We start from the raw sequence: 19934 nt of genomic DNA, 5'->3' as shown, positions 1-19934 counted from the left end.
ATAACCGCTTTGTGTACATTCATATTTACAAGTGTCTTGACACTTATATTTACACATGCCTACAATAATCTCAAGAGTTTTTGAATGGAATTATTTTTAAGCAGGGAGGATTTGGTGTGATTTATCTCGACTATGCCGCTTCTACACCTATGTGTGGTGAAGCTTTAAATATGTTTAACGTATTAAATAAGGAAATGTTCGGAAATGCCAGCAGCCTTCATGATGCGGGCGGTCAAGCAGCCTACACGCTGGATTACAGCAGGCAACGAATAGCAAATATGATTGGCGGGCAAAAGGAAGGCATCTATTTTACGACAGGGGGAACAGAATCCAATATGCTGATTGTGCAATCGATCCTGAATGGGTTGCCGCAGCATAAAAAGCATTGGATCATGAGCGCTTTGGAACATCACTCGATGTACAACCTTGCCACTTTGCTGGAACGTCAGGGCTATGAGCTGACCATTGTGCAACCGGATCGGGAAGGACGAGTGACTCGTGAAGCTCTTTTACCTCACCTGAGAGAAAACACCGGACTTGTATCCGTACAACACGCCAATTCGGAAACGGGATTGGTTCAGGACCTTGCTGCCTTATCTCCCCTGCTACGCGAACGGGGTATTTTGCTGCATAGTGATGCGGTACAGACATTTGGGAATATTCTCGTAGATGTAGAAGCCATGGGAGTAGATGCACTCTCTGTATCGAGCCATAAAGTGTATGGCCCCAAAGGCGTCGGAGCTGCATATCTCAAACCCGGAACTCCTTGGCGTCCCGTGTACCCTGATACAATACATGAAAACGGATTTCGTCCTGGAACGGTTAATGTTCCCGGGATTGCAGCCTTTGTCGCGGCGGCAGAAATGATGACCGAACAGATGGAGTCGCATCAGGAGCGATATGCTTCCCTGAGAAGACACTTTATTACGAAAATTCGGGAAAGATCCATTCCGTTACGTTGGGTGGTACAGGAAAGCGAGAATAAAGCAGCGCTTCATCATATAGTAGGCTGTTTTTTTCACGGTTACGAGGGACAATATGTTATGCTGGAATGTAATCGCAGAGGTGTCTGTATATCCACTGGAAGCGCATGTGCTGCCGGACACCACGATCCTTCGCCTGCCTTACAGGCGCTTGGAGCATCCGGCCGTGAAGCGTTACAATTTATCCGTGTTTCTTTCGGAAGAACGACCACCATCGAGGAATTGAATGTATTGGTAGATATTTTGACAGACCTGACGCATCGAAAAGAAAGGAGCTTATCCCGTTGACTGAATCTTTAAAACGGTCAGGTACGGATCGCCGCGAACAGCTACTATTGTGGCTCAAGAGCGAATCACCACTGACCGGGAGCGAACTGGCGCGCAGATCCTCCGTCTCCCGACAAGTAATTGTACAGGATATTTCCCTGTTAAAAGCAAGCCAAGAGCCTATCCTTGCAACGAGTCAAGGATACATTTATATGGAGCCTGCGGGTCAGGCAACTCCCTTAGCCTCACGTATTATTGTGTGTAAACATCGACCTGAACAGACAGAAGAGGAACTAAAGCTGATTGTGGACTACGGTGTAAGTGTGCAGGATGTTATTGTTGAGCATCCGGTATACGGGGATCTGACTGCTCCGATACGGGTTGGAACTCGCAAGGAAGTGGACGATTTTATCCGTAAAATCAGCTCCACCCAGGCCACTTATTTGTCCCAGCTGACGGGAGGCATCCACCTGCACACCTTGAATGCCTCGGATGAAGATAAAATTAATGATGCCTGCGCTGCATTGGAGCAAGCAGGCTTCCTAATGACGGACTAACTTAGTGCACTTAGCGGAGTAAAGAAAATCCTGTCCAGTGTATGTGGAGTGCAACTGTGCTCCACATGGACGGTATGTAAGCAGCGAGAAATAAAAAAAACCCGGCCCCCTCATATAAGGGAATCGGGAATGAACTATGTGAGCTTAATTTCAAGCAGCTCATATTTAATTACAGCCATGGGTGCATCCACATGAATGATACTGCCCACTTCTTTTCCCAAAAGTGCCTTGCCTAAAGGACTCTCATAGGAAATTTTGTTATCAAGAACATCCGCCTCAGCAGGACTTACAATTTTGTATTCCATCTTTTCTGAAAATTCGATGTCATTCAAAATGACAGTCGATCCAATACTAACGGTTCTAAGGTCTAAATTACTCTCATCCACGACCCGGGCTTTGGTCAGCATCTTCTCCAATATGAGAATGCGGGTTTCCATAAACGCTTGGTCGTCCTTGGCTGAGTGATACTCACTATTTTCTTTCAAATCGCCGTAGCTGATAGCCAACTTAAGGCGTTCGGCTAGCTCCTTGCGTTTTACGGTCTTCAGTTCCTTTAGCTCATCCTCCAGCTTGGCCAATCCCTCTTTAGTTAACAATACTTCTTCATTCGACATATTTTATCTACAACTCCTATTTCAGCATTTTGCTTAATTCCAATTCAACGCTCAAAAATACAATAAACGAACTAAACCGTTTTAGTCTAAACATTGCTGATTGAAAACGCTCTGGGATTTATGCAATTGATCATTTGGCTTGCTTTATTGTAGTTTACTCTAAATCGGACCAACATGCGAAATAAATTACTGGATAACAGTAGCCAACTGCCTTCAGCCAGGGTGATTCTTATAGTAACCAATGCTCTCTTATTCGCATATCGTATGATCATAACGTATTTTGATGAGCACTGTAGTGCCGCTGTCCTTGTCCCGAATTTTCATAAAAACCAGGCAAGAACAGTATATGGCGGGAGGAAGATTCAATGGCTTCCTTAGGAAAGAACGGCAATGGGAATGGCAATGGAAACGGGAATCGTAAATCCAAATCCCCACCTAACGGTCAAAAGAAAAATGGATTAAACAGTAATTCGGCTATCTTTTCCGCGCTTCAAGGAAAAAATGTGGAGGTCCTTGTGGCAGCCCTCCTACTAACAGGAAAACTAAACGTCGATTCGGTGACTTTATACAGACAAGCAACATTGTTTTTAGGACTCACAGGAAAATACAAAACACTAGCATCCACTCCATCCAATGTCGATAATATGGTGAAATTTTTAAATGATAACGGGAATATGACACTGGACCAGGTGATACAAGCCTTTTCACAGAAAATAAATAATTAACAAGTGGCGAAAGGAGACTTATGTGGTGAGTGAGTTTGATGGAGAATATTTTGCAGAGGTTGTCATTATTGTGATTCTAGTTGCCATGTTCTTCTATGGCTCCTCAGATATAGAGGGACTTTCCGCTTCGCCAACCCAATCCTAAAATGATAATTCCCGCTTCGTAAAAAATAAAAAAGCATCTATAGACTCTCACGAGGTCAATAGATGCTCTTACTTTTTAACGGCCCATCATTTCTACTTCATGGCCCTTTACTTCTACACTTATCGTTTGACTAGAAACTTCTCCTGAAGCATTGACTAACTCGGCCCGGTACTCATATGTACCCGGCTTTTGATTTTGGATGCTGGTCACTGCACTTTGGGCCTGCGGACTTTGGCTCAGCAGATCCTGCGCGTCGATCAGCTTTCCGTTTTCATACAAGTTGTATTTCGTCGCATTTGTGCCCCACCACATGTTCATAGCAAGAGTATAGGCACCATCACCATCCCAATTGTCATGAGACAGCACTGGAATGCCAGGAGAAGCATCGGTCACTTCGACAGTTAACGGGTCGCTGGTCGTTTTACCAGAAGCGTTGATCAGTTCTGCAGTATACGTGTAGGTACCGTTGGTCTTACCTGTAACAGGAATGACTGCATGCTGTGCTCCAGGAGAAGCCGCTTGCAACGATTGAGTGCCAATCAGCTTGTCATTTTCGTACAACTTGAGTTCATCACCATTCGTACCCCACCACAGATCCATAGTGATGTTGTAATTGCCATCCTTCAGCCCAGTGTCCTGCCCGTTATCATGCGACAGCACAGGTTTACTCGGCACTTCACCTACACCAGTCTTTTCGACTCTAACAGTTACAGGATTGGATACGACCGTTTTACCATCCAAGGTAACGCTGGCTGTAATCTCCGCGCTCCCCTCTTTTAGGGCCTTAAGTTCTCCATACGTATCCAGCGAAACGGATTCATGACTGCTGACATACTGAACAGAAGCGCGGTTTAAATCTGCTTCGCTGCCATCTGTCAGCGTACCCTTGAGATGTGTCACTGCCGTATCCCCAATGTTGAGGGTCGTTTGATCCAGTGAAAGCTCTACTTCTTGCAACTCTGCACCTGCCTGAGCTGAAAAATCATCCAGTCCACGCGGTTTCAACTGATAATTCCCTTTGAAAATCGCCGAAATTCCTTTTAGCTTCACGTGCTGTCCTTCTTGATATGGAAAAGTTGTCCGTGTTAAGCCTGTACGTGCATCGACACGCACATGGTGACTTACTTCACCTGATACTGCATCAAATTCAAACGAACCTACGGGAGTCGCGTCTATCACATTACGAATCATTGCCGTAGGAAGCTCAACCAACTGTCCTTGGCTCGCATCACTGAGTTGGGTGACTTGTACAGCTTCTGGAAGTTGTCCTTCTCCCGTTTTTTCAATTGCCACTGGATCGGTTAACTCTAGCTCACTATTAAACAGTGCCAAGCTTGCTGTAAGCTTTACTCGATCCCCTTGGTGAAAGCCGCTTTGGTTCTGATATACATAAATACCGCCACTTTCATCCTGCATGTAAAAGGCTTGACCACCGAATACACCTGGTTCTGTCGTCACAACACCCTCTAAGGTCACGACTTTACCAGCCGGGAGACTCCGTGCTTCTGCGACACTGATACGAGCTGGAACCGTATTGCCTTCCTCAGGCAACGGCTGGGCCGGGACATCAGCCAACACGACGGATTGAGTCAGCAGATTGCTGCCGTTTTGCCTCAGTCTAAGATTAGCTGAACCACTGGTTCCCGGCTTGATTCGCACCGTCAAGTCCTTATAGGCATGCCCTTTGCCGTTGGACTCCAGACTAAATGTTCCGCTATAGCCGTAAGAGGTTGGCCAGCTTCCATCCGGATTTTGAATCTGGGCTACTTGATTGCCGCCCTCTATATAAATACCTGTGCTGAATCCGCTAATCGTACTATTGGGAGCCAGCTGATCGGCAGTAACTCGAATTTGAAAAGGCTGTGCATTGGGCAGCTGCTCTTGACGAACGATGTTGTACACAGGCTGCGCACTGGCTGTAGGTCCGCCATAGGACCCTGCTTTGAAGGTTCGCTGATCCCACCATTTGTAGCCAGCTGCGGGAGCGGACCAAGGCTCGGCTTGTGGTTCCGTGGAAGCCTGTGGCTCTTCAAAAGGCAGTAATGCCGTCGGCTGGTCCAGCTGTAAGCTTTTCACTTCCGTCAGGCTGGTATACTCCTCCTTCTTGGACAACCAGTCTACGATATTGACCAGTAACTCGGCGTCATCCTGCTCCTTAAAGCCGTCATAGGTTGTCTTCTTGGTTCCTGTCTCTTCGCGCAAATATTTTGGCGTTGCATCTTCGACAGGAGACGAGTCCCCAATGAAAGCAGCTTTGCCTAGTCCTACTTTCGATACAACTGCATAAGGTCCTTCCGGAATGCCGCCTCCATTATACACGCCCTGATCTACCGCGTTGCCCCAAGCCTGATTGGTTTTAGGTAGATATACGATTCCCTTGGCTTTCGCTGGGTCGATAATTGCGAGTGTTGATCCTGCATGCATTGCCACATTACTCACTCCAGCTGTAATGCCGAACGCCTGTGCTGGCTCGACAATCTGATTGGCCGTGATATCGCCTAATGCATTGTAGCGAAAGCGCACACCAAACTGGCTGCCCAGCCAATCTGAGCTGACTACGCCCTGCATTGCTGCCGAGCTTTTTTCTTCCGCACTCATTCCCTTCGCAGGGTCTTCCCATGCACCACGACGATAGCCATTAATGCTCTCCGATCCGTCCCAGCGATTCTTGTTGCGGTCCGCGTTATAATGATCTCCAATGAAAAAAATACTATTGCCTGCTTTTACATACTGCTCCATTGCAGCCTGTTCGCTCTGTTTAAAAGGAATATTCGGCTCTGCTGTAACAAATACATCATAATTCTTTAGATCATTGTAAGTAATGGGCGTAGATTGGCGAAGCTCGTGTACATCATAGCCATTGCTCGCGAGGGCTTGGCCGAAGTCTGAAAATCCACCATCAATCACCCAATCTGCTGCGCCAGCTGTCTGTCCATGAGTATTATCAAACAGCACTTTTTTACCAGCGTTCTCATTGACCACTTTCGCTGCAATGAAGGGGGCTGGGTCCGCCGGACCTTCTGCCCGTACCGGTTGCATGCTGCCCGCAACACCAGCATACAACGATAAAGTGAAAACCATAGCAGTTGCATATTTGAAGCTACGGGATGTAAAACGACGAAAGATTCCCATTCTTTCCCTCCTGTTTGTTGGTTTAAAGCCCTTCTGGGGGGCATCAGATACAAATTTTAGCATTCATTTATGTTCGAATATGCATTGTTTTGTAAATCTTTAGGAATAATGGATAGGAAGGAAATTCCAATAAAAGAGATACACTGTATGCAGCAATGTGAGCACCGCAAATAGGATTTTCCCGGCAGCCCGGGTTCTTCTTTCCCCTGTAATCAGCTTTGCGCCATTCACGATCAATACCCACACGGCAATGAGTGCTGAAATGAGTGGCAGTGTGCAAATTCCCCAGATATACCACGCGGAATAGCCATACACGATCTGATTGTTACCATAGACGACCTGCACTCCGAGAAAAATCGTGTTTAGTGACGCAATGAATGCAAGGTTGGACGAAATGTGATTATTCGTTTTACGGATAGCTTTGATCACATATCTTACGATCCAAATTAGCAAGGTTGTGATGAAAAATAAGGAGGCGGCTGCATAGCTGACAAGCAGAGTCCAGGTGCGGTGCCAAAGTGTCGTTTGCTTCATGGTTTTACTATCCGGGGCAACCATCATCCACGTACCGTTTTCCTGATACAGCAAAATTTTAAGCTGGCCCTCCTTTTCCACAAACAATCCATCGCCTGCTGCTTGAAAAACTTTGTCTGTTGCTTCATTCTCATTTGGGTATTTTCCTTTAACAATTAACGTATGATCATCTTGAATTCGCACGGTGTATGTAATGTTTCCCAGTATTCGAATCCATTTTCCCCACCCATGAACAGGATTAGAATCCACCTGATATACACCCTCAATCTCTGGCGAAAGCTTCACTTGCGTGGTAGAACGAGCCAGTGACTGAGAAGCGGCCTGCGGATTTGCGGGCAGCATTTGGGCTATCGCATCGATGACTTTTCCATGAAGCAGAGTGTCCGTGTCAGCTGAATTAATGATCACAAAAATGCCGATCTTTTGTGACGGAATCAGTACCATTTCGGAAATAAAATCATCAATTTCCCCGGTAGCCCACAGCATAGGTACTCCTGTCTCCAAATGACCACGAAAAAATCCGTAGCCCACGCCATCCAGGCGTGCATCGACTGCAAATTGCTGCGCATGCATCACTTTTACCGTATGTGGTTGGAGCACCACTTTGCCCTCATACTTGCCTTGGTTTAAATGAGTGATCAAGTAATGGGAAAACTCGTTGGGTGTGACGTTCAACGCTCCTGCTCCGGGCAGATTGATATACGACAAAGGCTGTTTCAAATACGCTCCATCCTTCCACTGATACGACTGGGCCTGTGCAGGATGATTTAACGGCAATTCCAGTGTCGCGCTGGGCATATTCATCGGCTGGAACAGATGTGTACGAAGGTAATCATTCAGTCCCTGACCGCTTACTTGCTCCACGATATTACCGATCAGACCGAAGGCGACATTACTGTATTCATACTGAATTCCAGGTTTGCGGATAGGTGGCTGATTTTGAAAATACGTGCTGAGATACTGTTCTGTGGGTAAAACGCCTGCCCGAGTCGAGCTGTTAATGTCGTACAGCGCTTCATCCAATCCTGAGGTATGTGTCAAAAGCTGATGCAAATTGAAAGGCTGATTCTGGTATTGCGTAGCTTTATAGCTGTGGAGATAGTTATTCACGTCTTCATTCAAATCAAGCTTGTTTTGCTCAACCAGCTGCATCGTGGCGCTTGCACTAAATGATTTGGTTAGAGAGCCGACACGAACAATGGTCTTTGCTGGATCGAATGCCATTTTCCGCTCCAGATCTGCATATCCGTAGCCTTTACTAAAAAGAATTTGGGTTCCCTGAGTCACGACGACCGCAGCCCCCGGAATATGCAATTTTTCCAATTTTGTAACCATGATATCGTCCACTTTTTTTTCCAATGAATTAGGTGTTATGCTGTCTATTGCCCATGCCGGAGCAATGAGCAGGTTCCAGAGAAACAACGCTGCTAAAAATGCGGATAGGTAGCAAATGCCTTTATTCTTCATATTGAAGTACCATCCTTACGTATGAAGTTGATTTAATGATTTGAACCGTGCGGTGATTGCATAGCGAGCAGATATTTATACTCCGTATGGAAGCCATCAGCATGGCGCTATGGAATCATCGCACTTCCCATCGCGGGAGTGCACATAATAAAGCGAATCCTGATCGAGTCGTGTAAGCAGACGGCATCTTACCTGTCGATCAGGATTCATGTGTTACAGATTAAAAAATTAGTGATTCAGTTCTTAAAATCATCAACCGTAGATTTTCAAGATTTATGATGTGCTAAATCTTGTGTCATGTCTTTGTCCGTGTTCCGAGTTATCTTTTGTATTGCGGCACGGATACTTTTTACATTTTTCTCGATAAATCCGGGTTCCAGTAGTTCATAATGATTACCAATCAAGCTATGCTCTTCATAGCTACCTTGTGTAGCGTCTTTCCATAAAAGTCGATTATCTCCTGTACCCCTCACCGTTTCCGATCCAACGGCGACAAAGCCGTGAATATTCGCCTGAACGCTCTCTGTATTCACAAGCTGGTTGCCATACACCGCGTAAGCGATCATTTTACGTTGGTACGTTTCATTCAACAGCTCACGGTAGGAGTCGGGAACCTGTTCCAGCATGTCATGAATTTCATGCTCTGTTTCTTCAGCTGTGAAGGGCAGGGCTTCCGCCCTTTTGACCGAATCGAGCATAAAAATATCTGATACGGTATGACCTTGACGTTCCAGTGTGTCAGCAACCTTATGCGCCAGATTACCACCTATGGAATAACCAAGCAGTACATACGGACCTTGCGCTTGCGTGCTGACGATCAAATCAACGTAACGTGCCAGCATGGCCTGCTCATCGGCAGCATCATCCACGAACTCCAATCCATACACGACTGCGTCCTGATCCAGTTGTTTGGCCAGCTCCGCGAACGACAGCCCGTATCCAAGCATAGGAGGAAAGCAGAAGATGGAGATCGGACCGTGTTCATTCAACCGTATGATTGGACTATCGGCCTTGTATTCCAGATCCGCTTTCAATAATGTGAGCGCCTGCTCTTCTATAGTCGGGAAGTCCATAACACTACGGATGGGGAGCTCAATGTCTGTGGCAAGGTGAACTTTGCGTATAAGCTCCAGTACTTTCAAGGAATGTCCACCCAACGTGAAAAAGTCATCATGGATACCCACTTGTGGAATTTCAAGCACTTCCTGCCAAATGGATGCCAGCAACTGCTCCACATCGGTTCGCGGGGCGACATATTCTATACCCGTGTGCAGCCCTTTGTCCGGCACAGGTAAAGCTTTGCGATCGATTTTGCCGTTTGTCGTCAGCGGAAGCCGATCCAGTTGTACAAATGCGGATGGAATCATATAGCTCGGCAGACTGGCCGACATCGCAGCTCGAATCTCACGGACGGTCAGCTGTTCATCGGCAGTGAAGTAAGCACATAATTGCTGTTGACCCGTTCCATCCCGCAAAGCGATAACGACGCTATCCCGCACGGACGGTACACTTGCCAGCCGCGCCTCCACTTCGCCCAGCTCAATCCGGTAACCGCGAATTTTAACCTGTTGATCAATCCGTCCGGCGTATTCCAATATGCCGTCTTCACGCCAGCGAACAAGATCGCCTGTACAGTACAGGCGATCTCCGTCCACCCACGGGTTAGCAAGAAATCTCTCAGCCGTCAGCTCAGAACGATTTAAATAACCACGTGCAACTCCGTCTCCGCCGACAACCAGCTCACCCCATGCTCCGACCGGCTGCAGGTTAAATGACGAATCCACAACATACGCCGTCGAATTGCGGATGGGGCGTCCGATCGGTACAGAATCCAGCTGTTCTTCCGTAATGTGATACGTCGTCGAAAAGGTTGTATTTTCCGTGGGTCCATAGCCGTTAATGATGTTCATATCCGGGTTATCACGCAGGACCCGGTTAATATGGGGTGCAGACAAAACATCACCACCAACCAGCAAATACTTCACATCGCCGAAAAGTTTACTATCCTGCTGTGAAAGTTGATTAAATAGCGGTGTAGTCAGCCACATCATGGTGACGCGATGATCCCGTATCGTCTCTTTAAGTTTGGCCGCGTCCAATAGATCATCCTTATGCACAAGAACAAGCTGACCGCCGTTCAGCAGCGCGCCCCAAATTTCAAACGTAGATACATCAAATACAAACGCGCAAGTCTGCAGCATTCGGGTCGATTCATCAAATGGCACATAATCCGTATTGCGGACAAGGCGCACGACACTATGATGCTCAACAACGACACCCTTAGGCTTACCTGTTGAACCTGAGGTATAAATGACATAAGCAGCATGATTACCCGCTCCATCTATACCCAGATTGGAGGCATTTGCACTGTAGGACGTATCCTCATTCAGATTGACAATCTGTCCGTCAAAATAGCAACGATCCAGCAAATCTTGTTGAGCCAGCAGCAGTTTGGCTCCCGAGTCCTCCAGCATATAACGGATACGGTCCTCCGGATATTGTGGATCTACCGGCACATACGCGCCACCAGCCTTCAAAATAGCGAGTGTTCCCGTAATCATATCCAGCGAGCGCTCCGTCAAAATGCCAACAGGTTCATCGGGTTTCACCCCTGCATCACACAGCGTATGCGCTAATCGGTTGGCTGTCTCATTGAGCTCCCGGTAGGTCAATGATTGATGACCCAAAGCGACGGCAATATGATCCGGCGTACGCTCTGCCTGCTCCTCAAACAATTTTTGGATCGTGTGATTGCTTGGATATGCAGAGGCAGTGTTATTAAACTCTCCTGTAATTTGTTGTTTTTCCGCCGCTGTAACCAGTTCCAGCTCTTCTATGCAAACATTCGGGTTAAGCAAAACTTGCTCCAACAGATTCACAAAATGTCCATGCAGACGCTTAATGCCTGTTTGATCATAACTTAACGCATTATACATAAAACGAATCTTGATGCATTCTCCTGGCATAACGACTAAGCTCAGATCATAGTTAGTCTGCTCCGCAGCCACCACGTTGGAGATCGGGAATAGTTCCTGCCCGTCACTTCCCAGTTCTTCGACCTGCTCATCTACCGGATAATTTTCAAACACCATAATATGGTTAATTAAATCCTGTTTCTGATCGGTCAATGCCTGAATCTCAAACAGTGGATACGTATCATACGCATGAGAAGCCAGAGCCTGCTCCTGCGTTTTCTTCATAACTTCTGCAAAAGATTCCCCTGCCTCACTAAGGATGCGAACAGGAATGGTATTAATGAACAAGCCGATAATATCCTCTACCCCGATAATATCCGATGGACGGCCTGAGACGACACTGCCAAATACGACGTCACTGTGGTTGTTATATTTTTGCAGTAAAATCCCCCATGCGGTTTGTAGTAACGTATTCATGGTCACTTGATATCGCTTAGCCGTCTCCTCCACCCGGAGGGTCAACTCACGTTCCAAAACCGTCACCCAATCACTAGCCGTGTTGCCTCCACTCTTGCGACCGGATTTTACAGCTGGTAATGCTGTTTGCTGCTCATATCCGGATAAATAGCTGCTCCAGTAGTCGGTTGCCGCCTTGCGATCCTGTGCTTCGAGCCATTCAATAAAGCGGCTGTACGGCACTGCGGGTGCTAGCTCTGGTACTCTGCCCTCCTGAAGTGCTGCATAGCTTTCAAACACTTCTTTATTTATAAGGGACAGACACCAGCCGTCCATGACGATATGATGGAAGCTCCATACAAAATGATAGCTGTCTTCTCCGGTACGTAAAATCGCTACACGCAGCAGAACATCCCTACGCAGATCAAAGCCTCGTGCTTTATCTTGTAGCTTGAAATTTTTCACCCGGGTATCTATTTCATCCTTCTCCAGATGGTGTAAATCTTCATATTGAAAGCCGCAATCCTGATTTCGATACACCACCTGCAACGGTTCCGTATCTCTGCCAAAATAAAAATGTGTACGCAGCGCCTCATGTCGCCGAACCAGAATATTCAGGCTTTCTGCAAAAGCCCGAATGTCCATCTGACCTCGCATATCATAAGAAACCTGCTCAAAATACGCGTCATTCGCGGCTGCTTGACTATCTAGCTGGCTGTGAAACAGCATCCCTTTCTGCATCGGGGTCAGTGCATATACATTGTCGATCTCACCTGCAGCACCCATTTCAGATAAGAGGCTGTCCAAACCCTCCACACTCATTCCTTTATAGGAAATATCACTCGGGGTCAGCTCCGGGTGTTCTTTATGGATGCAATGCACCAAAATTTCACGCAGGCTCGATTCCAGTAATTTCGCCAATCGCTCGATCGTCTCCGGTCTATAGCTGGTACGGCTATAGCTAATCGTCAGACCCAGTTGACCTCCCGAAATGATGCCACCAAAATCCAGCGTATACGTTCGAGCCATGGTCGGGCTCAGCGGCATCCCACCCTCATATGAGGATGATTGCAAGTCGTTCCCTTTCATATCCTGATCGAACTGTCCCAAATAGTTAAAGCTGATTTCGGGGTCTGTCGTAAATAGGGCTGGAGATGCCTCCGGTGCCTGTGTCTGATGATCGGCTAAGTATTTCAGTACACCGTAGCCAATCCCTTTTTGCGGGATGCCGCGCAGTCCTTCCTTCACCCGCTTAATCCGTTGCGAAAGTGCCAGTTCTTCCGGCATATCGAGCAAAACAGGATATTGGCTTGTAAACCACCCTATCGTCCGGGTAATGTCCACCTCTGGTAAAATGGCTTCACGTCCATGTCCCTCCAGATTAATCAGGAACCGATCATTTCCACTCCATGCTTGCAATGCCATTCCTACCGCCGTTAGCAACAGGTCATTAATTTCTGTACGGTAGGCACGATTGGCCTGTTTGAGCAGCTGCTCTGTCTCTGCGTGTGTCCACAAAGCAGTAACCGACTCACTATCGCCAATCAATGGCTTTTCGTGCTCATTATACCCGTAATCCTGCGGCAAAGGAGCCCGTTCCGCTTGTGCAAGTTTCCCCCAATACGCTTGCTCACGTTCCATAGCTGGGCTGTTGGCATAAGCGTGCAGCTGCTCGGCCCATGTTTGGAACGAATCTGTTTTATGAGGCAGCTGAATCACCTGTTCACCCTTGGAAGCTTGATCATAGGCAGTCGCCAAATCCTCGAATAAAATGCGCCAAGATACCCCGTCCACCGCCAAATGATGAATCACGACCAGCAGATGATCTCCATCCGGGCAACGGAACAGCCCCAGTCTCATCAGCGGACCTTCACTTAGAGAAATACCAGATTGAATTTCATTGCACTTCGCTTCAATTATCTTCGCCAAATCTTGCTGGTTTACATCGCTGTCATTATAGTCAAAGCACTCTAGATGGTACGGTTCGCCTTCCTCTACACTGCGGTTCCATGCTGTACATCCGTTCTCCGACAAACTAAAAACCATACGCAGTGCATCATGGTGCGATGTAATCTGATGGAGCGCCCGCCGTAGTGCCTGTTCGTCATAGCCTTCCTGACGATAGAGCATGACAGATTGGTTAAAATAGTGTGGTTCTCCCGTTGGCTGTTCAAAAAACCAGCGCTGAATCGGTGTAAGCACTACATTTCCTGTAACCTCGCCCTGCTCGGCTATTCGGTTAACAGGCTGAATATATGTGCTTAGTCCTGCAATTGTCGGGTATTTGAACAAGTCCTTCATTTCCAGCTTGTATCCAGCCTGAAATAAGCGGGACGATACTTGAATGGCCTTGATGGAGTCACCACCCAAATGGAAAAAGTTATCCTGTATTCCGACTTTCGGGATACCAAGAATGGCTCCCCAAGCCGTAGCCAGTGCCTGTTGGACATCCGTCTCGGGTGCCACATAGTCCATACCTGTATCGAGATTGTGCTCAGGTGCGGGCAGTGCCCTGCGGTCTACTTTGCCATTCAGCGTCAAAGGCAGTCTGGAGAGCTGCACAAAGTAGGACGGCACCATATAGCCAGGCAGATCCTGCGACAAAATGTTACGTAAGTCGCTGGCGCTCAGTTCGCTATCTGTTACAAAATAGGCACATAGCTGTTTTTGTCCGTGATCGTCCTGCCGCACGGTAACAACTGATTCCTTCACACCTGGAATCGTGGACAAACGGGTTTCAATTTCACCCAGTTCAATGCGGTAGCCGCGAATTTTGACCTGTTCATCCATTCTTCCCTTGTACTCCAGTACACCATCAGCACGCCAACGCACTAAGTCCCCTGTACGATAGCAATATTCTCCAGACCGGAATGGACTTTCAATAAATTTTTCCGCCGTAAGCTCGGGCCGATTCAGATATCCACGCCCAACACCATCACCACCGACGATCAGTTCCCCCCAGGCCCCGATAGGTTGCAGCTTCAACGAACGATTGACCACATAAGCGGTCGAGTGATCAATTGGACGGCCAATGGGAATAGCCTGGGTTTGCGGTTCTGTAATGTCATAGATGGTGGAAAAGGTGGTGTTCTCCGTCGGCCCATAAATATTGGCTAGGCGAAGCTGCGGGTACTCCTTCAACACACGATTGACGTGCGGTACAGACAACACATCACCACCCACGAGCAACTCCTTCAAGGACGCAAATACTCCGATTTCTTGCTGCGAATACTGATTGAATAAAGCCGTGGTCATGAACATCGTGTTAACACGATACTTGTCAATTGCCTGTTTGAGCTTGGAGGCATCCAGAATAGTGTCATGACTTACCACATACAGTTGTCCCCCGTTCAGCAGCGTTCCCCAGATTTCAAATGTGGAGGCATCGAACACAACTGCGCCCAATTGCAGCATACGTGTATTTTCATCAAGCGTGGCATAGCTTTTGTTTTTCACTAGGCGCACGACATTACGGTGCTCAATCATCACGCCCTTCGGCTTGCCTGTCGTACCAGAGGTGTAGATCACATACGCAAGATCCGAGGAAGATCCCCCTGTTGTAATCGGAAGTGTTCCATCCGTATGAGCGTCAAATTCAGATTTGGTACTCCATCGTTGTTCATCACTCAAATCGATGACCGGAATGCCTGGTTCAAAAGGCATCTGCTCACGTCGTTGTAACAGTAACAGCCCCGCACCGGAATCCTCCAGTAAATAACGGATACGCTCTTCAGGATAATCAGGATCAATGGGAACGTAAGCCCCTCCGACCTTCAAAATCGCCAGCATACCGACGACCATTTCAATGGAGCGTTCAGCCATAATTGCTACTCGCTGTGTCTCTGGCTCGGACCCGCGCCGTATCCCATGGGAAGCGAGAATGCGTGCCAGACGGTCGGCACGTTCATTCAGCTCACGGTAGGTAAGCTGCATGTCCGCAAAGGTGATGGCCAGCCGATCAGGTGATTGTGCTACCTGTTCCTCGAACAGCACATGCAGTGCTTGATCTCGTGGATACGGATAGTCTGCTACCGTATCATTGAATCTCTGCACAAGCAGCTCTTTTTCTTGGGCCGAAACCATTTCTATAGCCGAAAGAGCGATATCCGGCTGTTGAGTAACCGCATTGATAAGCTGCTGCAAATGTTCAGTCAGTCGTTCAATGGTTTCTCGTTTGTACAGCCGAGTTCCGTATTGAAGAGCACAGGAAATTTGTTCCCCATCCTCCACTGCGAACAGACTCAAATCAAATTTGGCCGTCGTTTGCTCACTTGGATAAGATGCCAATTGCAGCCCCGCCAGCTGCTGCTCTTTTTGCTCTATGTTTTGTAGTGCAAACATGGTATCAAATAACGGATTACGGCTTAAATCTCGATCCACGCCCAGCTTCTCCACTAGCTCTTCAAACGGATAATCCTGATGTTCAAAAGCCTTTAACGCGTTTTCCTTGACCTCCAACACATAATCGCGGAACGTTTTCCCGCCTTCTGGATAATTACGGATTGCCAGTGTATTCACGAACATCCCGATCAGACTGCCCAGATCCGCATGGGGCCGCCCTGCAATTGGCGAACCGACAATAATATCCTCCTGCCCGCTATAGTGGCTAAGCAAAGCCGAATAGGCAGCCAACAACACCATATATAATGTCGATTCCGTCTGCACCGCAATGCTTTTTAAGCCTTCGCTTTGTCGTTGGTCAAGCGTAAATTCCAGCACATCTCCTTCAAAGCTTCTCACCGCTGGGCGTGGATAATCAGTCGGTAGATCAAGCACTGGTAGCTCTCCTGCGAAGGTATTGAGCCAGTAGTTTTCCTGTTCCCGGTAGCGTTCACTTTGCTGCTGCTTCTGTTGCCAAGCGGCGTAGTCTTTATACTGAATGCGTAACGAGGGCAGCGTGTCGCCTGCATATAAATGAATGAAGTCCTGAATTAGTACATTTATAGAGGTGCCGTCCGAAATGATATGATGCATATCCATGAGCAAAATATGATGCTCTGGGTCTGTTTCAATCAAACCAACTCGGAATAACGGAGCCTGCCCCAGATCGAATGGTTGGACAAAGTTACGTACCAGCTCATCCGTTTCCTTTGCGGTAGCTCCGTGAGCATTAGTCAATTCCATGCAAAAAGGAACCTCGTCATGTACTCGCTGGACAGGTTCACCGTTCATGGTCTCAAAACTTGTGCGCAATGTTTCATGGCGATTAATAAGCTGACGGAATGCACTATCCAGTGCCTTGTGATCAAGTGAACCGGTCAGAGTTAGGACACCAGGTATGTTATAGCTAATTCCCGCTCCATCTAGCTGATTGAGGATATACATCCGTTTTTGAGCCGAAGAGACCGCATAAAATGGCTTATTCTCCGTAACAGGGATGGATTCATAAGTGGTTTGCTCCAGTGCTTCAATAACTTGCGCCAGCTGTTCAATGGTCGGATGCTGGAACAGATCCTTTAGCTGCACATTTCTATGCAATTCCTTATAGATGAGTGATATGACATGTGTCGCCCGCAGGGAATGTCCTCCTGCCTCAAAAAAGTTATCCTTAATGCCAATGCGCCCAAGCTCAAGCACATCTTTCCAGATGCTAGCCAGTTGTGCTTGTAATTGATTTTGAGGAGGTACATATTCTGCGCCTGAGCCTACACCTCCCTCTGGCTGTGGCAACGCTCGGCGATCCACCTTGCCATTGGGCGTCAGTGGCAATTGCTCTAGCTGTACAAAATACGACGGTACCATGTAGCCCGGCAGCTCCTGACTCAAAGCGCTACGCAGCTCACTTGTCGCTACTTCCGTTTGGGTGACCACATATGCGCAGAGCAGCTTTTGCCCCTGCTCATCTTCATGTGCAATTACAACAGCTTCTCGGACTGCCTCCAGCTTCAGCAGCTGTGCTTCCACCTCGCCCAGCTCAATCCGGTAGCCTCGAATTTTCACCTGCTCGTCGATCCGTCCCTTATATTCCAGCGTCCCGTCCGCATTCCAACGCACCAGGTCCCCTGTTCGATAGCAGCGTTCGCCACCACGGAACGGGCTGTCAATGAACTTTTCGGTCGTCAGTTCTGGGCGGTTGCGGTATCCGCGAGCCACCCCGTCACCGCCGACAATCAGTTCCCCCCAGGCTCCAACAGGCTGGAGCTGCATCGAACCGTCCACGACATATGCCGTCGAGTTATAGATCGGGCTGCCAATGGGCACAGATCCCGATTGAACGCCAGTAATGGCTTGTGTGGTAGAAAAAGTCGTATTTTCCGTCGGACCGTAGCCGTTAATAATATGTAGATTCGGATGGGCCTCCAATACCCGATTAATATGCGGTACGGACAGCACATCACCACCGACCAATAGCTCCCGCATCCCCTCAAATAGTTCCAAGTCCTGCTGGGATAGCTGATTAAAGAGTGGTGCGGTCAGCCACATCGTGGTAATGCCGTGATTGCGGACAACTTCCTTGAGCTTGGGCGCGTCCAAAATAACATCCTGACTCACCAGCACCAGCTGTCCACCGTTCAATAGCGCACCCCAAACTTCGAAGGTGGACGCGTCAAAGACAACAGACCCGGTCTGCAAAATGCGTGTGTCGGCATTCAAGCGTGCATAGTTTGTGTTTGTCACCAAACGCACGACATTACGGTGCTCCACCATAACCCCTTTGGGCTGGCCTGTAGTCCCTGAGGTGTACATAATATAGGCCAAGTGACCAGCTGCGCTCGCCTGTGGTTGTTCTTTAGCTGCATAAGTCCGCTGTATTTGTTCTGGTTCTGCTTGTTCTGATTGCGTAGCTTTTGGTTGCATGATTTCTGGTTGTATGGTTGTCGTAGAAGCAAGTTCGGGACTGGCCGAAATGGAGTAGAACGGATCTAGGCAGTCCACGTATCCCGGATCAGTATTCGTCCCGTGATCATTCGGTAAAATGGGATCGTAACGATCAGCATCATCCGTTCCATAAATTGCGGCATCGCTAAGGTCAAGCACCATTCCCTTAAAATCAGTGGGCCGATGTTCCATTCGCTGCACGAGCAGTATGTCCGCACCGGAATCCTTCAGCAAATAGCGTACACGCTCATCCGGGTAATCAGAATCAATGGGTACATACGCTCCACCTGCTTTGAGAATTCCGAGCATACCGACAATCATCTCAATCGAGCGTTCAGCTACAATGCCGACCGTCTGCTCGGTGCGGATTCCCTGCTTACGTAAAGAATGAGCCAGTCGGTTGGCCTTTTCATTCAATTCTGCATAGGTTAGGCTATCTTGCCCATACACTACCGCCACCTGCTGTGGTGTCTGCTTCGCCTGTTTCTCGAACAATTCATGAATAGACGCATGACGTGGATAATCCACATTTGTATCGTTGAAGGTATGGAGCAGCTGCTCTATTTCTTGCTCTGACAGCACTTGTGCTGTGGAAATCGCCAACTCTGGCTGCTGCAAAACAATAGTGTACAGCCGCAGAAGCTGCTCAACAAAGTGCTCAATCGTCGTCTCGCTATAACGGTCGCTACTATACTTTACGTTTAGGGAAACCGCTTCATGTTCCCATTGAAACTGGAAATCTAGTTCAGATTGTACGTGATCCAAAAAATCAGAAATATGAATATTTCGCAAGGATACTGTGGTGTGAATAAGAGGCTTTCCATCCTCATCACGTTGAATGTCAAGTAATTCAGAATAGTTCCAAAAAGGAATGTTTTGATGTTCAATAGCTTCGCCGACAGAGGTTTTGATTTGAGACAGCAAGGCTTTGAAGGTTGTGCTGGAATCCAGCGTATTTTTCAATAAAAGTAGATGGTTGATCGGCTTTGTAGCACCGTTGCTAGACTTGGCTACCGGAATGCCCAGCAGCACACGTTCCTCACCTGTGTATTTATGCAATAAGCTCTCTACTCCAGCAAGCAGGACCATAAACACGGCCCATGGAGCGCCACCTGTTATAGATGATATTCTTTGGGAAATTTCAGTTGGAAATGTGAGCGTGTACATATGGGAATTTAAACTCGTTACAGTTGTACTTCTGGACACATGGTTAGTGTATGGTAGGCAGATGGTATGATCCTCAGATTCCAGTTTATGACTCCAGTAATTTTTTTCCTTCTCAAATAAGGCTTTCAATGACATCCCTCCTGCTTCTCGGGG

At 47.7% G+C, this 19934-nt stretch carries 7 protein-coding genes; 3 read left to right on the top strand and 4 right to left on the bottom strand.

The window, feature by feature from the left end; translation table 11 throughout:
• Window positions 1-116 precede the first annotated feature (116 nt).
• On the top strand, window positions 117-1271 hold the full coding sequence (locus MKX46_RS01340; protein ID WP_069011676.1) for an IscS subfamily cysteine desulfurase: 1155 nt from the start codon (window positions 117-119) through the stop codon (window positions 1269-1271).
• Entirely contained in the window at window positions 1268-1807 is a 540-nt protein-coding gene (locus tag MKX46_RS01335) for a transcription repressor NadR (RefSeq protein ID WP_029514848.1), read from the top strand. The genes MKX46_RS01340 and MKX46_RS01335 overlap by 4 nt, the downstream gene beginning before the upstream one ends.
• Before the next feature lie 134 nt (window positions 1808-1941).
• Here the strand turns inward: MKX46_RS01335 and greA are convergent, their stop codons facing one another.
• On the bottom strand, window positions 1942-2421 hold the full coding sequence (gene greA, locus MKX46_RS01330; protein ID WP_013310174.1) for a transcription elongation factor GreA: 480 nt from the start codon (window positions 2419-2421) through the stop codon (window positions 1942-1944).
• Window positions 2422-2786: 365 nt separating this feature from the next.
• Between greA and MKX46_RS01325 the strand changes: the two genes are divergently transcribed.
• Window positions 2787-3146: a hypothetical protein gene (locus tag MKX46_RS01325; RefSeq protein WP_029514846.1), complete on the top strand. Its 360-nt coding sequence runs from the start codon at window positions 2787-2789 to the stop codon at window positions 3144-3146.
• 220 nt (window positions 3147-3366) lie between these two features.
• On the opposite strand, the gene MKX46_RS01320 is transcribed toward MKX46_RS01325, so the two are convergent.
• From MKX46_RS01320 to MKX46_RS01310, 3 genes are all read right to left on the bottom strand, one after another.
• On the bottom strand, window positions 3367-6423 hold the full coding sequence (locus tag MKX46_RS01320; protein WP_069011680.1) for an endonuclease: 3057 nt from the start codon (window positions 6421-6423) through the stop codon (window positions 3367-3369).
• A gap of 99 nt (window positions 6424-6522) precedes the next feature.
• Entirely contained in the window at window positions 6523-8424 is a 1902-nt protein-coding gene (locus tag MKX46_RS01315) for a serine hydrolase domain-containing protein (RefSeq protein ID WP_069011683.1), read from the bottom strand.
• A 266-nt stretch (window positions 8425-8690) separates the two neighbouring features.
• Window positions 8691-19910 (bottom strand): amino acid adenylation domain-containing protein, encoded by an 11220-nt coding sequence (locus tag MKX46_RS01310; protein ID WP_341070791.1) that lies wholly within the window; start codon window positions 19908-19910, stop codon window positions 8691-8693.
• Window positions 19911-19934 lie beyond the last annotated feature (24 nt).

This window comes from Paenibacillus sp. FSL P4-0113 (assembly GCF_038009305.1).
Classification (GTDB): domain Bacteria; phylum Bacillota; class Bacilli; order Paenibacillales; family Paenibacillaceae; genus Paenibacillus; species Paenibacillus polymyxa_D.
This window is presented reverse-complemented; position numbering and strand designations above follow the sequence as displayed.